The following is an 18,767-nucleotide window of genomic DNA, read 5'->3' as shown; positions in this document are numbered from 1 at the left end:
ATATTGGCCGTGCAGTCTGCGTTGCGCACTGTTGTATTTCGTCGATGCGGGTGCGTTTCGCAGCGAAAGGCCCTTATTTCAACGGACTTTTTTGTCTGACGTGTGATTCTCGCCATGCCCGATCGCACTGCCGTGGCGGCCTGCACCCGCAGCGAATGCAGCTGCGCCCGTCAGCCCTTGCGCGAACACGGCCTCATAGCCACCTGCGCCCTCGCGGCGCAGGGCTTCTTGCAGATTGTCGAGTGGCGAATTCTCGTAGACGGAGCGGCGGTCCGCGAGCACTGCCGCCTGCGGAAACGCAGCCAGGTCCGCCGCGAGCTGCTCGGCGGCGGCGCGCGCATGACCTTTCGGCACGACGCGATTCGCAAGGCCGAACGCGAGCGCTTCGTCGGCCGTCAGCGCACGGCCCGTCAAGATCAAATCCAGCGCGCGCGATTGCCCGATAAGGCGCGGCAGCCGGATCGTGCCGCCGTCGATCAGCGGAATGCCCACGCGTCGGCAGAACACGCCGAGCACGGCGTCTTCTTCGATCACGCGCAGATCGCACATCGCCGCCAGTTCCAGACCGCCCGCCACCGCATGGCCCGCAATCGCGGCGATCACCGGCTTCGCGAACATCATGCGCGTGGGCCCCATCGGCCCGGGGCCGCTGCCGTCGGCGTGCAATTCGTTGCGCCGCGCGTCGTCTTGTAGAGCAGTGAGGTCCGCGCCCGCGCAGAACGTGCCACCCGCTCCCGTCAGCACCGCGACGCGCCATGCTTCGTTCGCTTCGAAGCGGCGGAAGGCGGCGGACAGCGCTTCCGCCGTTGGACGGTCGACGGCATTGCGGCGCTCGGAACGGTCGATGACGATCGTCGCGACGGCATCGAGCGGGCGCGCAACTTGCTGATTCTGTGCAGTTGGGGAATTTTGTGCAGTTTCGATCCGCACATGTTCACCGAATGGTTCGCTGGACATCGTTCGCTCCGTTGAGAAGCTTTCGCAAAAACCTGCACGGAATGAAAAGCATCGTGTAAAAGCGGCTGCGCGCATGCCGACACCCTAAAGAAGCGCGCAAAACGACCGCTAAACGGAAAACAACTCGAACAGCATCGCCGAAGCGACGATGCGTGGCGAACGGGGCGATGCAGCGCGAATCGCTTGTCCGCACGTCACGCGGTTTTAACAATCGACTCGTAGCTTAGGCGAATTTTGAACAGCCAGGGCGCGCGCACGCACCGGCGCAAGGAGTACGCCCTATGTCCACCTTGATGGAATCACCGATCGCTTCACCCGCGCCGTCGTCCGGCAGCGAGCCGTTCTGGACCGTGCCGCTGCACGAACATCCGCCCTATGGACACGTGCGCCTGAAGCGCGTGTTCGCTGCGGACGGCACGCGGCATCAGGTCGTGCTCGTCGATGCCCGCAAGCTGATCGCGTGCGCCGATCGCGACGACACCGATTACGTGCTGCGTCCCGTGCAGGAATGGCATCAGGGGAAGCTGCGCGGGATCCGCGAGTTTCTCGATCCATCGAATACGCGCATTCCGCAGATGCCCTACGTGACGATCACGACGCGCCGCGCGCCGGGTCTGCTCGGGCTGCTCAGGCTCGAGCACGAGGGCGTGGTTGCATTCCGCAACGGCCAGCATCGCGCGCGCTACATGATGGCCGCGGGTGCCGTGTGGTTTCCGGTGGAAGTGCACGAGCGCGAAGCCGCGCTGCTGCGCCAGTACTGCGGCGCGTCCGACGACGCCCGCACGACGTTGCGGCCCACGCCGGCCAATGCGAGCGGCGCGGCGCGCTCGACAGGATGAGCGTTTGAAAAGGCACGCTCCGCAGCGAAACTTCAACCGCTCGCGGGCGGCGCCTCGACGACGTTGCGCGGTGTGCCGTCGCGCCACGCCTCGACGTTGCCAAGCGTCGTCTGTGCTATCTCCGTCATCGCCTCGCGCGTGAAAAACGCCTGATGCGCGGTGACGATCACGTTGGGGAACATCAGCAGCCGCGCGAGCACATCGTCCTGCAGCGGCAGATTCGAGTGGTCCTCGAAGAAAATTCCGCCTTCTTCTTCGTACACATCCAGCCCGAGGTGTCCCAGCTGCCCGCTCTTGAGCGCGCCGACCAGCGCATTGCTTTCGACGAGCCCGCCGCGCCCCGTGTTGATCAGCATCGCGCCGCGCTTCATCTTCGCGAGTGCGTGGCTGTCGATCAGGTGATACGTGGAGGGCAGCAGGGGACAGTGCAGGCTGACGATATCCGAGTCTGCGAGCAGCGTATCGAGGGGCACGTAGCGTCCGCCGAGCGCAAGCAGCTCGGTGGCCGGCGGCCCGGGATCGTGCGCGAGCACCTGCATGCCGAAGCCCGCCATGATGCGCCCAAAGCAGCGGCCGATGATGCCCGTGCCGATCACGCCGACCGTCTTGCCATGCAGATCGAAACCGAGCAGGCCGTTCAGCGAGAAGTCGCCTTCGCGCGTGCGCGCGACAGCGCGCGCGAGCTTGCGGTTCAGCGCGAGGATCAGTCCGACCGCATGCTCGGCGACCGCGTACGGCGAATAGGCTGGCACGCGCACGACGCCGATGCCGAGCCGCTGCGCCGCCGCGAGATCGACGTGATTGAAGCCCGCTGAGCGCAGTGCGATGAGCCGCGCGCCGCCTGCGTGCAGCGCTTCGAGCGTCGCAGCGTCGACGCTGTCGTTGACGAACGGACACACGACATCGTAGCCCTCGGCGAGAACGGCCGTGTCCGCGTCGAGATGCGACTCCTGAAAGTGCAACTCGTAGCCGAACGCGGCATTTGCCTCGGTGAAGGTGTCGATGTCGTACTGGCGGCTGCTGAACAGCATCATGCGCATGTCACGGCTCTCCTGATGAGCTTCCCGTGCGGCGTCCGCGACGCGTGGCCCACGGCGCACGCCTCACGAAGCGTGCTGCGCGAGACGCATGTCGTGCGCCACGATCGCATGCGTCGCGATGGGCAGGACGTCTGCGGGACAACCCGCATGGCCGACCGTGTAGTCGACGAACGCGCGGGTTTTGGCCGGCAAATGACGGCGGCGCGGATAGACGAGCGACACCTTGGCCTGCGATTCATCGACGGTATAGCCCTGCATGATGCGCTTCAACGCGCCCGTTGCGAAGTCGTCGGCGACCAGCGACTCGGGCAGCACGGCGATGCCCATGCCTGCGATCGCCGCGAGTCGCACGAGCAGTGGACTGTTGACCGTGTACGACGGCTCGAGCGTGACAGGTTGCGCATCGCCGTCGCTGTCGATGAAATGCCAGACTGTCGGGCCGCGCTGCTCGGAGGGCGTCGCGATACACGAATGCAGCGCCATCTGCTCAGGGCGGCGAGGCTCCTCGTGCGCTGCGAGATAGGAAGGCGCGGCGCATGCGACGAGCCGCTGCGTGGCGAACGACAGCTCGATGCTGTCGATCTCGGCCGCCGCACCCGGCGCCGGGGCCGGACTCGCAATGAAGAGCCCGACGTCGTAGCCGTCTTCGAGCAGGTGCGGCATGCGCTCGGCGAGCGTGAGCCGGATGCGCACCTTTGGATAATGGCGCCGGTAGCCGTCCAACAGATGCGTTAGCGCCTGCGGCGACAGCGAGCCGGTTGCGACGACGCGCAACGTGCCGCCCGGCTCGCGCTCGGTGCCAGCGACCGAACCCTCCAGATGGTCGAGTTCCTCCAGCAACCCACGGCAGCCTTCCAGATAATGCGTGCCGGCTTCCGTCAGCGAAAGGTTGCGCGTCGTGCGGTTGATGAGGCGCGCGTGCAGATGCGCCTCGAGTGTGGCGATCGAGCGGGTGACCAGCGCGTTCGATACCTTCAGTTGCTGGGCCGCGCGTCTGAAGCTCTGTGTTTCGGCGACCCGGACAAACACCCGCATTGCATAAACCTGATTCATGGTGGCGCCCTCTAAAGCGCGATGCTGTCGCGCATCGTTGACCCGGTGGTGGCGTGCGGCAGACACGTCTGCGTCGACCGTTGGCGGGTGTAATACGGGCATATTTCATACAATTTGCCCGTACAGGAATTGTGCAGATCCGGCTTAAAAATAATATTGACAGTCGCTGGCGATTACAATATCTATAAAACCGATGAGGACATTTCGCAATTGTGGAAAATGCCGCGTTGGGTGATTTGGCGCAATACGGCGATACGATTTCCGATCGCATTCGAATGCGGACATAAAATAGCCATCAGGCCGCATAACGGCTGCCCGCAGTTGCTGGACAACCTTGCGAGGGAACGATGCCTGTCCACGGAACGGACACAAGCTGATTTCCGGCTTCTTGCCGACGGCGCCATTCTGATCTGCCGCACCTTTGTCAGTGCGGTTCAATACATCTTGCTGCAAATAATGCCGATTAATTCCGGCGAATAACGCGCGCATTTTCATTTAACGCGACTAATGGCCGTGGGGATAAACGTGCGCGCATTGTTTGAATGTCCGCGCCAGATCTGCGTTGCCGTGAAAATCCGCATGTGAAGCATGACCGCGATCAGCGCGCTCGTCGGCGTGACGGGCAATTCGACCCCCGTCATCGGCTACACGATCACCTACGCGCTTTCCAACCTCCGGCTGCCGCTGACGGGCCCGTCGTTTTCGGGCTGGCGGCGCAGTCGGGCGCCCGGGTGACGCGTCGATGCTGAACGCGGGCCCCGGCATCCGAACTTTCCCGCGACGATTCCGCGCTATCGCTTCGGGCAATTCGGTCGGTTCGCAATGCGCGAGTCGAAGCGTTCGTTCGCGCACGTGCCCGAGCGCGTCGGCGGGTTTCCGAAATGCGAGGGGTTGGCTGAGCGCTTCGAACGTGCGCGAAAAAGGGGCGGCCGGGCATCTCGTTTCTCGCGGGCTGCAAGTTGTATGCGCGATCAACTGTGCCTGCCGGCACGAAGCATCCGTTGGGCGTGTGTTACTCGCGAATCTCAATGGGTCCGCTACCGCAAGATCGGGCGTGCGATGCGGGCAAGCTGACGGAAGACCATCTGGAGCGCTATCGCGAGGAGACGGGCAAAAACCTTCAGGGGAAAGAGGTCAAGTGACAATCCGTCAGGCAGAGACGGGGATGCATCCCTTGCGCAAATGGACATATGGGTGAATGATCGAACGACGGCCCGCCGCCCGCAGGTGCTGCTGCGCGCGGCGGGCCTTTTTTCTGCAACGTTCACTTCCGTTTCATGCGTATCGATCATGACCATTACAACGTCCAACGTCGTTCCCTGTCCTGAAGTCGAATCGCTCGATGCGATTCTTCCCGAAGAACCGCTGCTGATGATGGGCGCCGGCCCCGTGCCGATCCCCGCCGCGGTCGCGAAGGCCAATGCGATCGTCATCAACCATCTGGGCAATACGATGGCCAAGGTGGTCGGACAGGTGAAGACGATGGCGCGCTACGTGTTTCAGACGAATTCGAAGTGGGTACTGGGCGTCGCGGGTCCGGGCTCGGCCGCCATGGAGATGGCGATTTCCAATCTCGCGTGGCGTGGCACGCGCGTGCTGAGCATCAAGAACGGCTTTTTCAGCGCGCGGATGGCGGAGATGGGGCGGCGCGTCGGTGCGGACGTGACGCTGCTCGAAGTCGAGGACCGGGCGGTCGCCACGCTCGAACAGGTCGAAGAAGCGATTCGCCGCACGCGTCCCGAGATCGTGACGATCGTGCAGGGCGAGACGTCGAATACCGTCTGGAACTACCACCTGCAAGACATCGCTGCGCTCGCGAAGAAGGCGGGGGCGCTCGTCGTCGTGGATGCCGTGTGCACGTTGTCGACGATGCCGCTCGACATGGATGCCTGGGGCATCGACGCGGTGATCACGGGCGGGCAGAAGGGGTTGTCGTCGATTCCCGGCGTGTCGCTGATCGCGTTTTCGGATGCGGCGTGGGAGCGGGTGAAGGGGCGCAAGGATGCGAGCCCGCACTGGTGCCTCGACGCGGCGCTGGCGGAGAACTTCTGGCACAACGCGGGATATCACTATACGGCGCCCGTGTCGGGTGTGCTGGCGCTGCACGAGGCGTTGCGGCTCGTGTGCGCGGAGACGCTGGAAAAGCGCTTCGCGCGGCATCTGAGGTGCTCGCTTGCGTTGCAGGCGGGGATCAGCGCAATGGGCTTGCAGCTGTATGCACCTGCCGAGTGCCGCTTGAATTCGGTGGTGGGGATCGAGGTCCCTGTGAAGTCATCGCTGACGCCTGCTGATATCTGCGGACATATCTCCCGGTATCACCAGGTGGAGATTTCGGGATCGTTCGGGCTGCCGATCGTGCGGATCGGGCAGATGGGGGAGCAGGCGCGCGCGCATAACCTGTTTCGCACGCTACATGCGTTTGGGCGGACGATGTCTGAGCTTGATGTTCGGGTGGATTTGCCGGCTGGGGTGGCAGCACTTGAGCGCGCGCTGGCGGCGGGCAGGGAGTGATTTTTTGTTGTGCCTGCGACGTAGTCGCCAGGTTTGCTTTCGCTGGGACGAGGTTTTTGCGGCTGCGCGGGCATCCGCTTTGTACATCTGGTTTGCCGGCGTTGCCCCTGTGCGGGGCGGCACCAGCAAACCAGGAGACACCACGCGGATGCCAGCGCTACGACAAGATCCCGAAAACCGCCGCGCCGCAAAAGCACCCGCCATGAACACTACGCCGCCGCAGGCGCATTCGGCGTCCGCGCATTGCGCAAATACAGCATGGTCGACAGCGCGACAGCGGCAGCAGCGGCAATAGCTGCAAAAAGGAACACCGACCCGTACCCAAACTCACCGGCAATATACCCGGCGAGCGGCCCGGTAATCCCCAGAGACAAATCGAGAAACACCGAATACGCCGACAACGCCGCGCCACGGCTGGCAGGTGGCACGAGCCCAACCGCCTCGACCCCAAGCGCGGGGAACACCAAAGCAAACCCAAACCCTGTCAACGCAGCCCCCGCAAGTGCGACATGCGGCTCAGGCGCAAGCCACAGCAACAGCAAGCCGACACATTCGAAGGAAAACGACGCGATCGCGACGCGAAACCCGCCGTACGTCTTGATCGTGTTGGCAAACAGCAGACGCGCACCGATGAACAGCGTGCCGAACACCGTTAGCGACAACGCCGCATTCGGCCAGTGATTGGCCGCATAGAACAGTGTGATGAACGTCGCAATCGAGCCGAAGCCCGCCGAGCCGAGCGCGAGGCCGATACCGTGCGGCAGCACGCGCGTGAACACGCTCCGATATGACAACCGCTCGCCGTGCACGACGGGTACCGGCGCGATCCGCTGCGCGAGCGCGTAGCCGGTCGCCGCCAGCGCGATCACGACCACCCCGAGCGCGAAAAAGCCCACGCTGTGCGAGATCCATACGCCGACAGGCGCACCGATCGCGAGCGCGCCATACGTGGCGATACCGTTCCATGAAATCACGCGCGCATTGTTCGTCGTGCCGACACGTCCGATGCCCCACAGGATGGCTCCCGTGCCGCACAGGCTCTCGCCGAACCCGAGCACCAGCCGGCTCAGCACCAGCAGGCTCAGGCTCAACGTCGGCCAGCGGCCCAGCAGAACGGCCAGCAGCAACAGCGCGCCGCTCGCGCCGCAGCCGAGCAAGCCGATCGTCACCGTCTTCTTTGGCCCGAGCGTGTCAGCCGACCGGCCTGCAACCGGACGCGACGCGAGCGTCGCGAAATACTGGACGCTGATCGCGAGACCCGCAATCACGGCGCTGTAGCCGAGATCGTCGTGGACATATCCAGGCAGCACGGCCAGCGGAATGCCGATCGTCAGGTAACAAAGAAAGGTAAAGAAAACGACCGGAATGATCTGCAAAGTGGTCGCAAATTCGCTGCGCGGTCTAGCGGAGTCGGCGGACATGGGGAAAACGACACTTGAATTTGGCGGGGAAGCATGATTTTCCCATGGAACCGATTCCCCTGCAGGCTCCGCTCAATAAATTTATCGCCGAAACAGCGCGCCGAGGTGGGGATCTGACGGCTTTCCATCAAACTTTTCAGCGCCGCACCGTGCGTCCGGCTGGAATGGTATGTCCCAAACAAGACATAAATACGAAAATCGGCTAGAAGCGGACGCGTGAATATAAGTCCAGCGACCCGCCGCTGTCTCAATTTATCGCGCCAGCTATATGTCCCTCATGCGACGGGGCCTATGGGTTGTGAATATTGATGATGCTACTTTTCGACCATCAGCCGCACCGTCCGCCGTCCGGCGCGGACGCGAACAACCGAAACGAGCACGAGACATGAGCCAGCCGATTCGCTTCTATCACCGCAACGCGATCCGTGAAATCACCGACGCGCCTGTGACCCGCACCGTTCTTCAATATCTGCGCGAGGACGCGCGCTGCACGGGCACCAAGGAAGGCTGCGCGGAAGGCGATTGCGGCGCGTGCACGGTCGTGATCGGTGAGCGCAACGACGCGGGCGGCATCAGCTTCAAGGCCGTCAACGCGTGCATCCAGTTCCTGCCGACGCTCGATGGCAAGGCGCTCTTTACCGTCGAAGACCTGCGCCAGCCGGACGGCAGTCTGCATCCCGTGCAGGAAGCGATGGTCGAATGTCACGGCTCGCAATGCGGCTTCTGCACGCCGGGCTTCGTGATGTCGATGTGGTCGATCTATGAAAGGCACGGACATGAGCACAGCTGCGCAAACAAAACGGTTCCCAATCGCGCGGATATCGCCAATGCGCTGACAGGCAATCTGTGCCGTTGCACCGGCTATCGCCCGATCATCGACGCGGCCGAGCGCATGTTCCAGTTGGCCGCACCGAAAGCGCCCATCGATGTCAAGTCGCTCGCGCAGAAGCTTGCGACGCTCGAACGCGGCGAAACCTTCCACTACGAACACGACGGGCAGCAGTTCGACGCGCCACGCACCGTCGGGGCGCTCGCGCAGATCAAGGCGGCCGCACCCGACACGCGGATTCTCGCGGGCAGCACCGATATCGGCCTGTGGGTCACAAAGATGATGCGCGACCTGGGCCATATCGTGTACGTCGGCCAGATCGCCGAGATGCAGAAGATCGGCGTCACCGACGACTGGATCGAAATCGGCGCCGCTGTCACCGTCGAGCGGGCGTATGCCGAACTCGCGAAGCAGTATCCCGAGCTGACCGAGATGTGGCAGCGCTTTGCGTCGCTGCCCATTCGCAACGCCGGCACGCTCGGCGGCAACGTGGCGAACGGCTCGCCCATCGGCGATTCGATGCCGGGCCTGATCGCGCTGGGCGCGCGTGTCGTGCTGCGCGGCGGCGACATCGAACGCGAACTGCCGCTGGAAGACCTGTACCTCGCGTATCAGAAGAAGGACATGGCCGCGCACGAGTTCGTCGTCGGTCTGAAGGTGCCCGCGCGCAACGCGGCGCGCCAGCACTTCCAGTTCCGCACGTACAAGATTTCGAAGCGCTTCGACTCGGATATTTCCGCCGTGTGCGCCGCGTTCTCGTTCATCGCGGATGGCGAGACCATTCGCGAGCCGCGCATCGCGTTCGGCGGGATGGCCGCGACCCCGAAGCGCGCGACGCACGCGGAAGCCGCGCTCGCCGACAACGACTGGCACGAAGCGACCGCGCGGATCGCGATGCTCGCGCTCGCGAAAGACTATGAGCCGCTGTCCGACATGCGCGCCACCAGCGACTACCGCCTCGAAGCCGCGAAGAACACGCTGTACCGCTTCTGGCTCGAAACACGCCCGAACGATCCGCTGCAAAAGAGTGCGCTCGATGTGCGCGCGGTGCTGGCGGCAGGCGCGGACGCCTGATAGCGAAGGGTACGAATACGGAGAACCTGCAGAATGAACCAGCAAGCCGAACCGTTCCTGAAAGACGCGAAGGAACTCGCCGACTTCACGCAAGTGCACGTGTCGCGCCCGCATGAATCCGCTCATCTGCACGTGAGCGGCCGCGCCACCTACACCGACGACATTCCCGAACTCGCGGGCACGCTGCACGCCGCGCTCGGCCTGTCGCCGAAAGCGCATGCAAAGATCCTGTCGATGTCCTTCGACAAGGTGCGCGCGACGCCCGGTGTCGTCGCGGTGTTCACGGCGGACGACATTCCCGGCCACAACGATTGCGCGCCGATCGTCAAAGGTGACGATCCGATTCTCGCGGACGGCGTCGTTCAGTACGTCGGCCAGCCGATGTTCATCGTCGTCGCGACGTCGCACGATGCCGCGCGACTCGGTGCGCGTCGCGCAGACATTGAATTCGAGGAACTGCCCGCGGTGCTGACGGCGCAGCAGGCGCGCGCCGCGAACCAGAGCGTGATTCCACCGATGAAGCTGGCACGCGGCGATGCAGCGGCGAAGCTGCAACGCGCGGTGCATCGCGAAGCAGGCGACATGCTGCTTGGCGGCCAGGAGCAGTTCTATTTGGAAGGACAGATCTCGTATGCGGTGCCGAAGGACGACGACGGCATGCACGTGCATTGCTCGACGCAGCACCCGACGGAAATGCAGCATCTCGTCGCGCACATGCTGAACGTTCATTCGCACAACGTGCTGGTCGAGTGCCGCCGGATGGGGGGCGGCTTCGGTGGCAAGGAATCGCAGTCGAGCATGTTCGCGTGCTGCGCGGCGCTCGCTGCCTGGAAACTGCTGTGCCCCGTGAAGCTGCGTCCGGACCGCGACGATGACATGATGGTGACGGGCAAGCGCCACGATTTTCACTATACGTATGACGTCGGCTACGACGACGAAGGCGTGATCGAAGGCGTGTCCGTCGACATGACGTCGCGTTGCGGCTTTTCCGCTGACCTGTCCGGCCCCGTGATGACGCGTGCCGTGTGCCACTTCGATAACGCATATTTCCTGTCGGACGTCTCGATCGACGGATTCTGTGGCAAGACCAATACGCAGTCGAATACGGCGTTCCGCGGGTTCGGCGGTCCGCAGGGCGCGTTCGCGATCGAATACATCATGGACAATGTCGCGCGCTCGCTCGGCAAGGATTCGCTCGACGTGCGCCGCCGCAATCTGTACGGCAAGACGGAGCGCAATCAGACGCCGTATGGGCAGGTCGTCGAAGACAACGTGATTCATGAACTGATCGACGAACTCGAAGCGACAAGCGACTATCGCAGGCGCCGCGCCGAAGTGCTCGAGTTCAACCGCAATAACGAAGTGCTGAAGAAGGGCCTCGCGCTGACGCCCGTCAAGTTCGGCATCGCGTTCAATGTCACGCACTTCAACCAGGCGGGCGCGCTCGTTCATATCTATACCGATGGCTCGGTGCTCGTGAATCACGGTGGCACGGAAATGGGCCAGGGCCTCAATACCAAGGTCGCACAGGTGGTCGCGCATGAACTCGGCGTGAGCTTCAGCCGCGTGCGCGTCACGGCCACGGATACGTCGAAGGTCGCGAATACGTCGGCGACGGCGGCATCGACGGGCTCGGACCTGAACGGCAAGGCCGCGCAAGACGCCGCGCGCCAGCTGCGCGAGCGACTTGCCGAGTTCGCGGCCGACAAGTTCGGCGCGGGCGAAGTGACGGCCGCGCAAGTGCGTTTCGCGGGCGACTGCGCGCTGGTCGGCGACGCTGTCGTGCCGTTCGAGGAAGTAATCGCCAAGGCGTATCTGGCGCGCGTGCAGCTGTGGTCCGATGGCTTCTACGCGACGCCGAAGCTCTACTGGGATCAGGCGAAGCTGCAAGGCCGGCCGTTCTTCTACTACTCGTACGGTGCAGCCGTGTCGGAAGTCGTGATCGACACGCTGACGGGCGAAATGCGCGTGTTGCGCGCCGATGCGCTGCACGATGTGGGCGCGTCGCTGAATCCCGCGCTCGACGTGGGGCAAGTGGAAGGCGGCTTCATTCAGGGCATGGGCTGGCTGACGACGGAAGAGCTGTGGTGGAACGCGAGCGGCAAGCTGATGACGCAGGCGCCGTCCACATACAAGATTCCGACCGTCAACGACACGCCGCCCGATTTCCGCGTGCGGCTGTTCAAGAACCGCAACGCGGAGGACAGCATCCATCGCTCGAAGGCGACGGGCGAGCCGCCGTTGCTGTTGCCGTTCTCGGTGTTCTTCGCGATTCGCGATGCCGTGGCTGCCGTCGGCGATTACAAAGTGAACCCGCCGTTGAACGCACCTGCGACGGGCGAAGAAATCCTCAAGGCGATTCGCGCGGTGCGCGCTTCGCGTGCGGTTTGACCGGAATAAGAGGCTGCCCGCGATGATGCCCGTTTCTTCTTCCGTCGACATGCCCGTTCAGATCGGCCGGCGCAGCGGCCACGCGACGAAGCTGCCGCCGCCGATGCACGTCGTGCTGTTCGGCGCGGGTCATGTCGGCCATGCGCTGATATCGCTGCTCGGCCGCCTGCCGTGCGTGGTGCAATGGGTCGACGAGCGCGACGAACTGTTCCCCGACGAAGTGCCCGCGAACGTGCAAGTCGAGGCGACCGACACACCCGCCGCCATCGTCGACGAAGCGCCCGCCGGCGCGTACTTCCTCGTGATGACGCACAACCACGCGCTCGACTTCGCGCTCGCCGAGCGCATCATGCGGAGGCGCGACTTCACGTACTTCGGGATGATCGGCTCGAAGACGAAGCGCGTGAAGTTCGAGCGCCGCCTGATCGATCGTGGCGTCGATTCGCAGCGTCTGTTCGAGATGACATGTCCGATCGGCGTGCCCGGAATCGTCGACAAGGCGCCGCCATCGATTGCCATCGCCGTCTGCGCGGAACTGCTGCAGCTGCGTTCGCAGCAGATTTCGCTTGCCGATCTCGCATCCGCTCAGGAAGCGGACCAGATCGGCGCGTGATTCACTGACCGCTTCCTCCAGCGGGCGCGGCGGGCACACTGGCTGCGCCCGCTTTTTTTTCCGCCGTCGCTTGCTTCGCCGCCGCCCTTGCGCGCCGCGGCTTCTTCGCCACGAGCATGTCCGACACCTGCGCCATCAGGCCGCGCAGCCATGCAATATCGCTTGGCCGGTCCGGTTGCGGATGCCACATCTGATAACACTTGATGCGCGGAAACGGAATCGGTACGTCGACCACGGCCAGCGGCAACATCGCCGCATAGTGAAGTGCAAAGCGGCGCGTCGTCGTAAAGATCAGATCCGATTGCAGCAGCACCTGCGGCACGAGACCGAAGTACGGCAACGTCGCGACGATGCGGCGCGACGCGCGCGCGCGCGCGAAGCCCGTGTCGATCGCGCCGCCGCGCGCGCCGCTGTAATGCGCGGGCGCGAGATGCGGCGCGGCGAGATACGCATCGCGCGTGAGCGGCGCCTTCGCCAGCGGATGATCGGCGCGCATCATGCACACGACGGTATCCGAGAAGAGATCGCTGCGCTCGAAGCGCAAGTCGGGCTTCGGCCAGTTGCCGATGACGAGATCGAGTTCGCCCGCATCGAGTGCACAGGTGTGATCGAAAAGCGGACCGAGCGACTCGATCTCGAGCCGCGCATGCGGCGCCGTCTCGCGGAACTGGGCGATCACGGTCGGCATGAAGAAGTCGTTCAGGTAATCGGGCGCGGCAATGCGGAACGTGCGCCGCGAGCGTGCCGGGTCGAAGTCGCCGTGCGGCGTCGCGACGAAGTCGACGTCGCGCAGCACCTTCTGCGCGGCGGCGAGCAGTGATTCGCCATATTCCGTCGGCACCATGCCCGACTTGCCGCGCACGAGAATCGGATCGTTCAGCGTTTCGCGCAGCTTGCGCAGCGCAGTGCTGATGGCGGGCTGTGTCTGGTTCAGGCGAAGTGCTGTCTGCGTGACGCTGCGCTCGACGAGCAGCGTGCGCAGCACGCGCACGAGCCAGATATCGAGTGAAGCGGCGGTGTCTTCGTCCATGAATCGGCGGGGCGGGGGAGGCCCATGCTAGGCATTTCGAATGCTTGTGTGAGGCGGTGCATCGCGCGTGGCGCGGCGTCATGCGCTCGACGCCGCGCCACGCGTGCGAAGCCATAACCTTATGCCCGTTTGCCCCGCGCGGGCATAGTGCATGCCCTATGCCGGGCATCACGTGTCGCTCCGGCGTTCGCCGCTGGCGTGCGACGTGTGTCGCTCGCAGCGCGATCAGCTCAAGCGCCCGGCAACCCCGAAGGCAGCGACGTGATCCGCTTCACTTCTTTCGATTCGAGCCAGTTCGGCGTGCGTGCGCAGTAGAGCACCATCGGCAGCGCGTCTTCGCCCCAGAACAACTGTTTGTTCAGCCAGAACGTCGGTACGCCGAATACGCCGATTGCGATCGCGTCGGTGCTGTTGCGCATCAGTTGCGCGCGCGTTGCTTCCCGTTCGATCAGCGCCTGACCATCCGCTACCTTCAGGCGTTCGCACAGCGCGGCGAAGCCTTCGTCGCTCGACGGATCGCGCCCGTCGCGCCAGATAAAGCGGAAGATCTCGCGCACCGTGTGCAGATCCGAGCCTAGCGCGACCGACAGCAGCATCGGCTTCAACGAATCGAACGGGTGCGCGGGCGGCATGCGGAACGGAATGCCGAGCTGTTCCGCGCGAAACAGCGCATACCGGTACGTGAAAATGCGTTTCGCGGGCACGTCGTAGGCGATCCGCTGACGCCAGTGGCGATACAGGTCGTTCAGCAGCACGGGCGTCAGCGCGAACGGCAGTTCAGGCCATTTATCGTGCTGTTCGAGCAGCAGATACGAAAACGGTGAGACAAAGTCGTAAAACCACAGTGGCTGCGTGGCGTCGATGCCATCGGTCATGATGTCTCCCGGTTGCCTGAATCGGCGGGCTGTCGGCGATGCCGCGCGTCAGCCGATTCTGATTGTTTCGATCTTACGCGGAGCAAGCCCCGTGCGCATCATTTGACGAAATGCCGTTGCGGCATCGCCTGTTACGTGGGCGCCGGACGTGCGCGTCATGACGCTCGCGCGTTCGGCCGGGTGACCCTATCGGCTCTCTCCGCCTTCGCGGCGGTCTTCATGACCTTCGGGTGCCGCGTGGCCCTCGTGCATGGCCGCGCGCGCTTGCGCGCGGCCGACGGCGCCTGCATCCGGCGCGTGCAGCGAACCCGGCGCTCCCGCTGCGCCGCCGGCCTCGCGCGTCGCGGCCGTGTCTGACGCCCGCGCGAGGCGCGCCCGGACAAAGCCGATATGCTCGCGCAGGACGTAGAACTGATCCGCATACGCGAGCGGCATCTTGAGCCCGTTGACCGATTCCTCGATCTTGTCGAGCCTCACGATCAGCGCCTCGCGCTCGGCCGCCGAGGTGTCGCTGAGCGCCTCGCGCTCGATCGCGATCAGCGCGCCATACCAGCGGTAGATGCGCGATTTCACACGCCACGCATACAGCGACGGCACGAGCCGCAGCCCCGGAATCAGCACGACGATGACGGGCACCAGCACCACCAGCAGCCGGTCGGCCAGGCTTGCGAGCCAGAACGGCAGCATCCGGTAGAGGAAGCCCTTGCCCGACTTGTAGTAGCGCGCGGCGTCGTCGCTGATCGGGAAATCATGCGCGAGCGGTGCGGGGAATTCGCCTGCTTTCTGCAGCGCCGTCGCCTTGCCGTGTACCTCGCGCGCGGCTTCGATCAGCAGATCGGACAGCGCGGGATGCAGCGAATCGCGCGCGACCAGTTCGGCTGTGGGCGCGATCATGTGCAGCGTGGTCGACGGCAGGTTCTTGCCGAGATCGAACGAGCCCATCGGCATGTCGAGCTGGGTCAGATACGGAAAGCGCTTCGCATACGCGCTTGCCTGGGTGAAGTCGTAGAACTGCACGCCTGCCGTGCGATACAGCTTGCCCATCACGGGCGGCTGCGCAGAGTCGCCCGTGAGGATCGCCGCGTCGATCTTGCCTTCCGTCAGCGCGCGGGCGGCGTCGTCACCCGACAGCGGCAGCAGTTTCGTCGTACCGTCGGGCGTGATGCCGTTCGCTTTCAGCAACTGCAGCGCGAGCTCGCGCGTGCCGCTGCCTTCGACGCCGATCGCGATGCGCTTGCCCTTGAACTCCGACAGCAGCGTGACCATCGGCCCGCGATAGAAGATCGCGACGGGCACATAGGCGACGCTGCCGAGCGACATCAGATTGTCCGTCGGTTTCGACGGCGCGATGCCGTCCTGCACGAAGCCGACATCCACGTTCGCGTGCGGGTCGGCGAGACGCCGGTAGTTGTCGAGCGAGCCTTCCGTCTCCAGCACGTTGAGCGTGATGCGGTTGCGCGCGAGGATCTCCTTGTACTTCTGCGCGGCAACCCAGAAGGTGCTGCCTTTGGGACCGGCCGCCATCGTCAGCGTGTCGGGCGGCGCAGGCTGGATCAGGCGTACGGCGATATAGATCGCGATCGCGCTGATGATGAGGATCGGGCCGAACGAGACGGCGAGATCGCGCCACGAAATCGCCACGAAACGGGCGACGAGCTTGGGCGGCTTGCGTTCAGCCGTGCGTTCCGGCCGACGTCCTTCGGAAGGCTTCATGGGAATGCGGAGCGGTCGGATGAATGAATTCGGGCCGATGGTACATGACTTTGATGACGCGGCGGCGCGTCGGGCGGCCCTGCCGCGGCCCAAACGCGTAACAAAAAGTGACCAGGCGGGCGATCGGCAAAGGCGGCGCCGCTTGCAGAATGTGGGAAACCAGCACCTCGGGCTGCGCACTTTATCCGCTCGTGTGTCAACAGAGACCGTGCGTCACGCGCGATATCCTTTGCAGAACTTGCGCGGCTAGATTACATTGGCATCGCTGCCGCGAATCGACGTTGGCGCAGCGCGACCCGGCAAGACTCAAGAGACCAGGGCACGCTGCCAACCGCGCGGCGCACGGCAAGCGTCATGCATCGTTGCGCAGGATGGATCGCGCCGGCCGTTACCACTTCCAATGCCTCTCACGCAGACCGTGACAACGCTCCAGGCTCGCCACGCCTCGTTGCGCCTTCGTGCGCGCGTGCGTGCGGGCCGTCCGCAGTCGTAACCAAGCCGCAAGTGAAACGCGGTCCAAACCAAAGCAAAAAGGAGAAGTTATGAAATCGGTCGATTTTCTGAAGGCAGTGGGTGGTGTTGTCGCAATGGTCGTCGCATGCCACACGTATGCCCAGGCAAGCGACTCCACGGCAACCGGCACGATGTCGTCGGCGCCTGCCGCGAACTCGAAGGCCTCCAAGAAGGAAGACCGCGCGCTCGGCAAGAAGGTCCGCTCGGCGCTGGCGAAGACGCAAGGCATCGACGTGTCGGGCATTAACGTCCGTGCTCGTGGCGGCGCGGTCACGCTGACGGGTACGGCGCCCGACAACGGCCAGATCGAAAAGGCCGGCGAAGTCGCGAAGGGCGTCGCAGGCGTGACGTCGGTGACGAACAAGATCAACGTCCAGCAGCAGTAAGCGGCGCGGGCTGCGCCGGCGCACGGCAGATTGCACGATCTGCGCGCGCGGCGGCAGCCAGCCGCTCGCCGGAAGGACGGCGCGCTGCCGGTTGCGGCGCGCTTGCCTGCTGACATGACAAGCGGGCTCTCGTAGGAAGGGAGCCCGCTTCGCTTGATGCTGCACATTTGCGGTGCGCGTCGCGTGCTTTGGGCCGTCTCTGGCTTCGTTTTCGAAGCGGCGCAGCGGGTGGATTGTATGACGCGAGCGTGACGCGAAGACGCGGGCCGCGTCGCGCATCCCGCATGCCTCGCCGATAGGCGACGGACCTTCGTTTTTGTGCGCCGTGACACACTCTTGACCCGCCGGGTGCAGTACTGTGAAGTCATCGATGGCTGCCCGAGACGGTTATGGACACGATCCGCTTCAACTACACCGATCTTCCCATTGGCGAGCGCGCGGCATTCGAACTGGTCTGCGCGCGGCACGGTTTCGCGCCCACGCATTTCGACATCAGCGCAAGCGACGATCCCGATGACAATTCGCATCAGTCGCGTCTTCTGACGATACGGCGCGGCGGCTGGGCACAGTCGTATCACGAGGATACGGCGGGGCACTGGGTGCGCCAGTTCGAGACCGACCTGAACTGCCGCTTCTTCAAGTAACTGTCGATGCGACCGCACGCGGCGCCGGACGTGCGCGCGCCTGCCGCCGTCAGGCAATCACCAGCCTCACGCCGACCAGCGTCAATGTCGCGGCGAGGAGGTTGCGCAGCAGCTTTTCGGGCGCCTTCGTCGACAGGTAGCTGCCGATCATGATGCCCGGCAGCGAGCCCAGCAGAAGCGAGCCCAGCATCGACCAGTCGATGGAGCCGAGCAACCAGTGGCCCGCGCCCGCGAGCAGCGTGAGCGGCACTGCGTGCGCGATGTCGGAGCCGACGATGCGCGTGGTCGGCAGCATCGGATAGAGCAGCAGGAGCACCGTGACGCCGATCGCGCCCGCGCCGACCGAGGTCAGAGACACCAGCACCCCGAGGACGGCGCCCGTCAGCATGGTCAGCGCGAGCGTGCTGCCCTGGCCTGTGCCGCGCGTGCGAGACGCCGCGAACGCGGTCAGCTGCGGCCGGAACACCAGCGCGATCGCCGTGATGAGCAGCGCCACGCCGAGTACGACGGAGATCAGATGTCCGCCGCGCGAGGACGTCATGCCGTAGCGGTGCAGCAAGATCAGCGTGATGGTGCCGGCAGGCACGCTGCCGGCGGCAAGACGCAACGTCACCTGCCAGTCGATCGACCCCTTCACCCCATGAACGAGCGTGCCCGTCGCCTTGGTCGCGGCGGCGTACAGCAGATCCGTGCCGACGGCCGTCGCGGGATGGACATTGAACAGCAGCACGAGGATCGGCGTCATCAGTGAGCCGCCGCCGACGCCCGTCAGCCCGACCAGAAAGCCGACGAAAAGACCGGACGCGGAATACAGGAGATCGATATGGGGAAGTGCCATTGCGCGGACCGCGGACGGTCGTAAGAGGTTGCGGGCAAGC

At 64.4% G+C, this 18,767-nt stretch carries 18 protein-coding genes; 9 read left to right on the top strand and 9 right to left on the bottom strand.

Annotated features, from left to right (window positions below; all coding sequences use genetic code 11):
* Positions 1-78 precede the first annotated feature (78 nt).
* On the bottom strand, positions 79-957 hold the full coding sequence (locus tag BPHY_RS12330; protein WP_012401809.1) for a crotonase/enoyl-CoA hydratase family protein: 879 nt from the start codon (positions 955-957) through the stop codon (positions 79-81).
* A gap of 281 nt (positions 958-1,238) precedes the next feature.
* On the opposite strand from BPHY_RS12330, the gene BPHY_RS12325 reads away from it, so the two are divergent.
* The gene (locus tag BPHY_RS12325) at positions 1,239-1,796 is read left to right on the top strand and encodes a plasmid fertility inhibition factor family protein (protein WP_012401808.1); all 558 of its coding nucleotides are present in this window, start codon (positions 1,239-1,241) and stop codon (positions 1,794-1,796) included.
* A 32-nt stretch (positions 1,797-1,828) separates the two neighbouring features.
* Here BPHY_RS12325 and BPHY_RS12320 read toward each other — a convergent pair whose 3' ends face one another.
* From BPHY_RS12320 to BPHY_RS41725, 3 genes are all read right to left on the bottom strand, one after another.
* A complete protein-coding gene (locus BPHY_RS12320) occupies positions 1,829-2,836 on the bottom strand; it encodes a 2-hydroxyacid dehydrogenase (RefSeq protein WP_012401807.1) in 1,008 nt (335 codons plus the stop codon).
* Positions 2,837-2,899: 63 nt separating this feature from the next.
* Positions 2,900-3,889 carry a LysR family transcriptional regulator gene (locus BPHY_RS12315; protein WP_012401806.1) on the bottom strand — a complete coding sequence of 330 codons (990 nt, stop codon included), beginning with the start codon at positions 3,887-3,889 and terminating at the stop codon, positions 2,900-2,902.
* Between the two features lie 144 nt (positions 3,890-4,033).
* Positions 4,034-4,384, bottom strand: coding sequence for a hypothetical protein (locus BPHY_RS41725; protein ID WP_157686542.1), 351 nt, complete (start codon positions 4,382-4,384; stop codon positions 4,034-4,036).
* 93 nt (positions 4,385-4,477) lie between these two features.
* Between BPHY_RS41725 and BPHY_RS42515 the strand changes: the two genes are divergently transcribed.
* The gene (locus tag BPHY_RS42515; RefSeq protein WP_167538859.1) at positions 4,478-4,624 is read left to right on the top strand and encodes a hypothetical protein; all 147 of its coding nucleotides are present in this window, start codon (positions 4,478-4,480) and stop codon (positions 4,622-4,624) included.
* Between the two features lie 555 nt (positions 4,625-5,179).
* A complete protein-coding gene (locus BPHY_RS12305) occupies positions 5,180-6,400 on the top strand; it encodes a pyridoxal-phosphate-dependent aminotransferase family protein (protein WP_012401804.1) in 1,221 nt (406 codons plus the stop codon).
* A gap of 209 nt (positions 6,401-6,609) precedes the next feature.
* Here BPHY_RS12305 and BPHY_RS12300 read toward each other — a convergent pair whose 3' ends face one another.
* A complete protein-coding gene (locus tag BPHY_RS12300; RefSeq protein ID WP_012401803.1) occupies positions 6,610-7,821 on the bottom strand; it encodes an MFS transporter in 1,212 nt (403 codons plus the stop codon).
* Positions 7,822-7,865: 44 nt separating this feature from the next.
* Here BPHY_RS12300 and BPHY_RS41720 point away from each other — a divergent pair, with 44 nt between their 5' ends.
* The 4 genes from BPHY_RS41720 (at position 7,866) to xdhC (ending at position 12,728) form a co-directional block, all read left to right on the top strand.
* Positions 7,866-8,027: a hypothetical protein gene (locus tag BPHY_RS41720; protein WP_157686541.1), complete on the top strand. Its 162-nt coding sequence runs from the start codon at positions 7,866-7,868 to the stop codon at positions 8,025-8,027.
* 179 nt (positions 8,028-8,206) lie between these two features.
* Positions 8,207-9,724, top strand: coding sequence for a xanthine dehydrogenase small subunit (gene xdhA / locus BPHY_RS12295; RefSeq protein ID WP_012401802.1), 1,518 nt, complete (start codon positions 8,207-8,209; stop codon positions 9,722-9,724).
* Between the two features lie 33 nt (positions 9,725-9,757).
* Complete coding sequence (xdhB, locus tag BPHY_RS12290) at positions 9,758-12,115, top strand: xanthine dehydrogenase molybdopterin binding subunit (protein ID WP_012401801.1); 2,358 nt, start codon at positions 9,758-9,760, stop codon at positions 12,113-12,115.
* A 22-nt stretch (positions 12,116-12,137) separates the two neighbouring features.
* Positions 12,138-12,728, top strand: a complete 591-nt coding sequence (gene xdhC / locus BPHY_RS12285; protein ID WP_012401800.1) for a xanthine dehydrogenase accessory protein XdhC — start codon at positions 12,138-12,140, stop codon at positions 12,726-12,728.
* A gap of 1 nt (position 12,729) precedes the next feature.
* Here xdhC and BPHY_RS12280 read toward each other — a convergent pair whose 3' ends face one another.
* The 3 genes from BPHY_RS12280 to BPHY_RS12270 all read right to left on the bottom strand — a co-directional run bounded on the left by BPHY_RS12280 (position 12,730) and on the right by BPHY_RS12270 (position 16,346).
* Positions 12,730-13,758 carry a LysR substrate-binding domain-containing protein gene (locus BPHY_RS12280; protein WP_012401799.1) on the bottom strand — a complete coding sequence of 343 codons (1,029 nt, stop codon included), beginning with the start codon at positions 13,756-13,758 and terminating at the stop codon, positions 12,730-12,732.
* Between the two features lie 230 nt (positions 13,759-13,988).
* The gene (locus BPHY_RS12275; protein WP_012401798.1) at positions 13,989-14,633 is read right to left on the bottom strand and encodes a 2-hydroxychromene-2-carboxylate isomerase; all 645 of its coding nucleotides are present in this window, start codon (positions 14,631-14,633) and stop codon (positions 13,989-13,991) included.
* A 186-nt stretch (positions 14,634-14,819) separates the two neighbouring features.
* Positions 14,820-16,346 carry a TAXI family TRAP transporter solute-binding subunit gene (locus BPHY_RS12270; protein WP_012401797.1) on the bottom strand — a complete coding sequence of 509 codons (1,527 nt, stop codon included), beginning with the start codon at positions 16,344-16,346 and terminating at the stop codon, positions 14,820-14,822.
* 542 nt (positions 16,347-16,888) lie between these two features.
* Between BPHY_RS12270 and BPHY_RS12265 the strand changes: the two genes are divergently transcribed.
* Positions 16,889-17,245 carry a BON domain-containing protein gene (locus BPHY_RS12265; RefSeq protein WP_012401796.1) on the top strand — a complete coding sequence of 119 codons (357 nt, stop codon included), beginning with the start codon at positions 16,889-16,891 and terminating at the stop codon, positions 17,243-17,245.
* 389 nt (positions 17,246-17,634) lie between these two features.
* Positions 17,635-17,889, top strand: a complete 255-nt coding sequence (locus BPHY_RS12260) for a hypothetical protein (RefSeq protein WP_012401795.1) — start codon at positions 17,635-17,637, stop codon at positions 17,887-17,889.
* A gap of 49 nt (positions 17,890-17,938) precedes the next feature.
* On the opposite strand, the gene BPHY_RS12255 is transcribed toward BPHY_RS12260, so the two are convergent.
* A complete protein-coding gene (locus BPHY_RS12255; RefSeq protein ID WP_012401794.1) occupies positions 17,939-18,727 on the bottom strand; it encodes a sulfite exporter TauE/SafE family protein in 789 nt (262 codons plus the stop codon).
* Between the last annotated feature and the right edge of the window lie 40 nt (positions 18,728-18,767).

The sequence above is a fragment of the Paraburkholderia phymatum STM815 genome (assembly GCF_000020045.1).
GTDB lineage: Bacteria > Pseudomonadota > Gammaproteobacteria > Burkholderiales > Burkholderiaceae > Paraburkholderia > Paraburkholderia phymatum.
Note: the sequence above shows the minus strand (reverse complement) of the source record. Positions and strands in the feature narration are given on the sequence as shown.

Excerpts from the sequence above, each read along its gene's own strand:
- BPHY_RS12330 (WP_012401809.1), bottom strand. The coding sequence starts at position 957 with ATGTCCAGCGAACCATTCGGTGAACATGTGCGGATCGAAACTGCACAA.
- BPHY_RS12325 (WP_012401808.1), top strand. The coding sequence starts at position 1,239 with ATGTCCACCTTGATGGAATCACCGATCGCTTCACCCGCGCCGTCGTCC.
- BPHY_RS12320 (WP_012401807.1), bottom strand. The coding sequence starts at position 2,836 with ATGCGCATGATGCTGTTCAGCAGCCGCCAGTACGACATCGACACCTTC.
- BPHY_RS12315 (WP_012401806.1), bottom strand. The coding sequence starts at position 3,889 with ATGAATCAGGTTTATGCAATGCGGGTGTTTGTCCGGGTCGCCGAAACA.
- BPHY_RS41725 (WP_157686542.1), bottom strand. The coding sequence starts at position 4,384 with ATGAAAATGCGCGCGTTATTCGCCGGAATTAATCGGCATTATTTGCAG.
- BPHY_RS42515 (WP_167538859.1), top strand. The coding sequence starts at position 4,478 with ATGACCGCGATCAGCGCGCTCGTCGGCGTGACGGGCAATTCGACCCCC.
- BPHY_RS12305 (WP_012401804.1), top strand. The coding sequence starts at position 5,180 with ATGACCATTACAACGTCCAACGTCGTTCCCTGTCCTGAAGTCGAATCG.
- BPHY_RS12300 (WP_012401803.1), bottom strand. The coding sequence starts at position 7,821 with ATGTCCGCCGACTCCGCTAGACCGCGCAGCGAATTTGCGACCACTTTG.
- BPHY_RS41720 (WP_157686541.1), top strand. The coding sequence starts at position 7,866 with ATGGAACCGATTCCCCTGCAGGCTCCGCTCAATAAATTTATCGCCGAA.
- xdhA (WP_012401802.1), top strand. The coding sequence starts at position 8,207 with ATGAGCCAGCCGATTCGCTTCTATCACCGCAACGCGATCCGTGAAATC.
- xdhB (WP_012401801.1), top strand. The coding sequence starts at position 9,758 with ATGAACCAGCAAGCCGAACCGTTCCTGAAAGACGCGAAGGAACTCGCC.
- xdhC (WP_012401800.1), top strand. The coding sequence starts at position 12,138 with ATGATGCCCGTTTCTTCTTCCGTCGACATGCCCGTTCAGATCGGCCGG.
- BPHY_RS12280 (WP_012401799.1), bottom strand. The coding sequence starts at position 13,758 with ATGGACGAAGACACCGCCGCTTCACTCGATATCTGGCTCGTGCGCGTG.
- BPHY_RS12275 (WP_012401798.1), bottom strand. The coding sequence starts at position 14,633 with ATGACCGATGGCATCGACGCCACGCAGCCACTGTGGTTTTACGACTTT.
- BPHY_RS12270 (WP_012401797.1), bottom strand. The coding sequence starts at position 16,346 with ATGAAGCCTTCCGAAGGACGTCGGCCGGAACGCACGGCTGAACGCAAG.
- BPHY_RS12265 (WP_012401796.1), top strand. The coding sequence starts at position 16,889 with ATGAAATCGGTCGATTTTCTGAAGGCAGTGGGTGGTGTTGTCGCAATG.
- BPHY_RS12260 (WP_012401795.1), top strand. The coding sequence starts at position 17,635 with ATGGACACGATCCGCTTCAACTACACCGATCTTCCCATTGGCGAGCGC.
- BPHY_RS12255 (WP_012401794.1), bottom strand. The coding sequence starts at position 18,727 with ATGGCACTTCCCCATATCGATCTCCTGTATTCCGCGTCCGGTCTTTTC.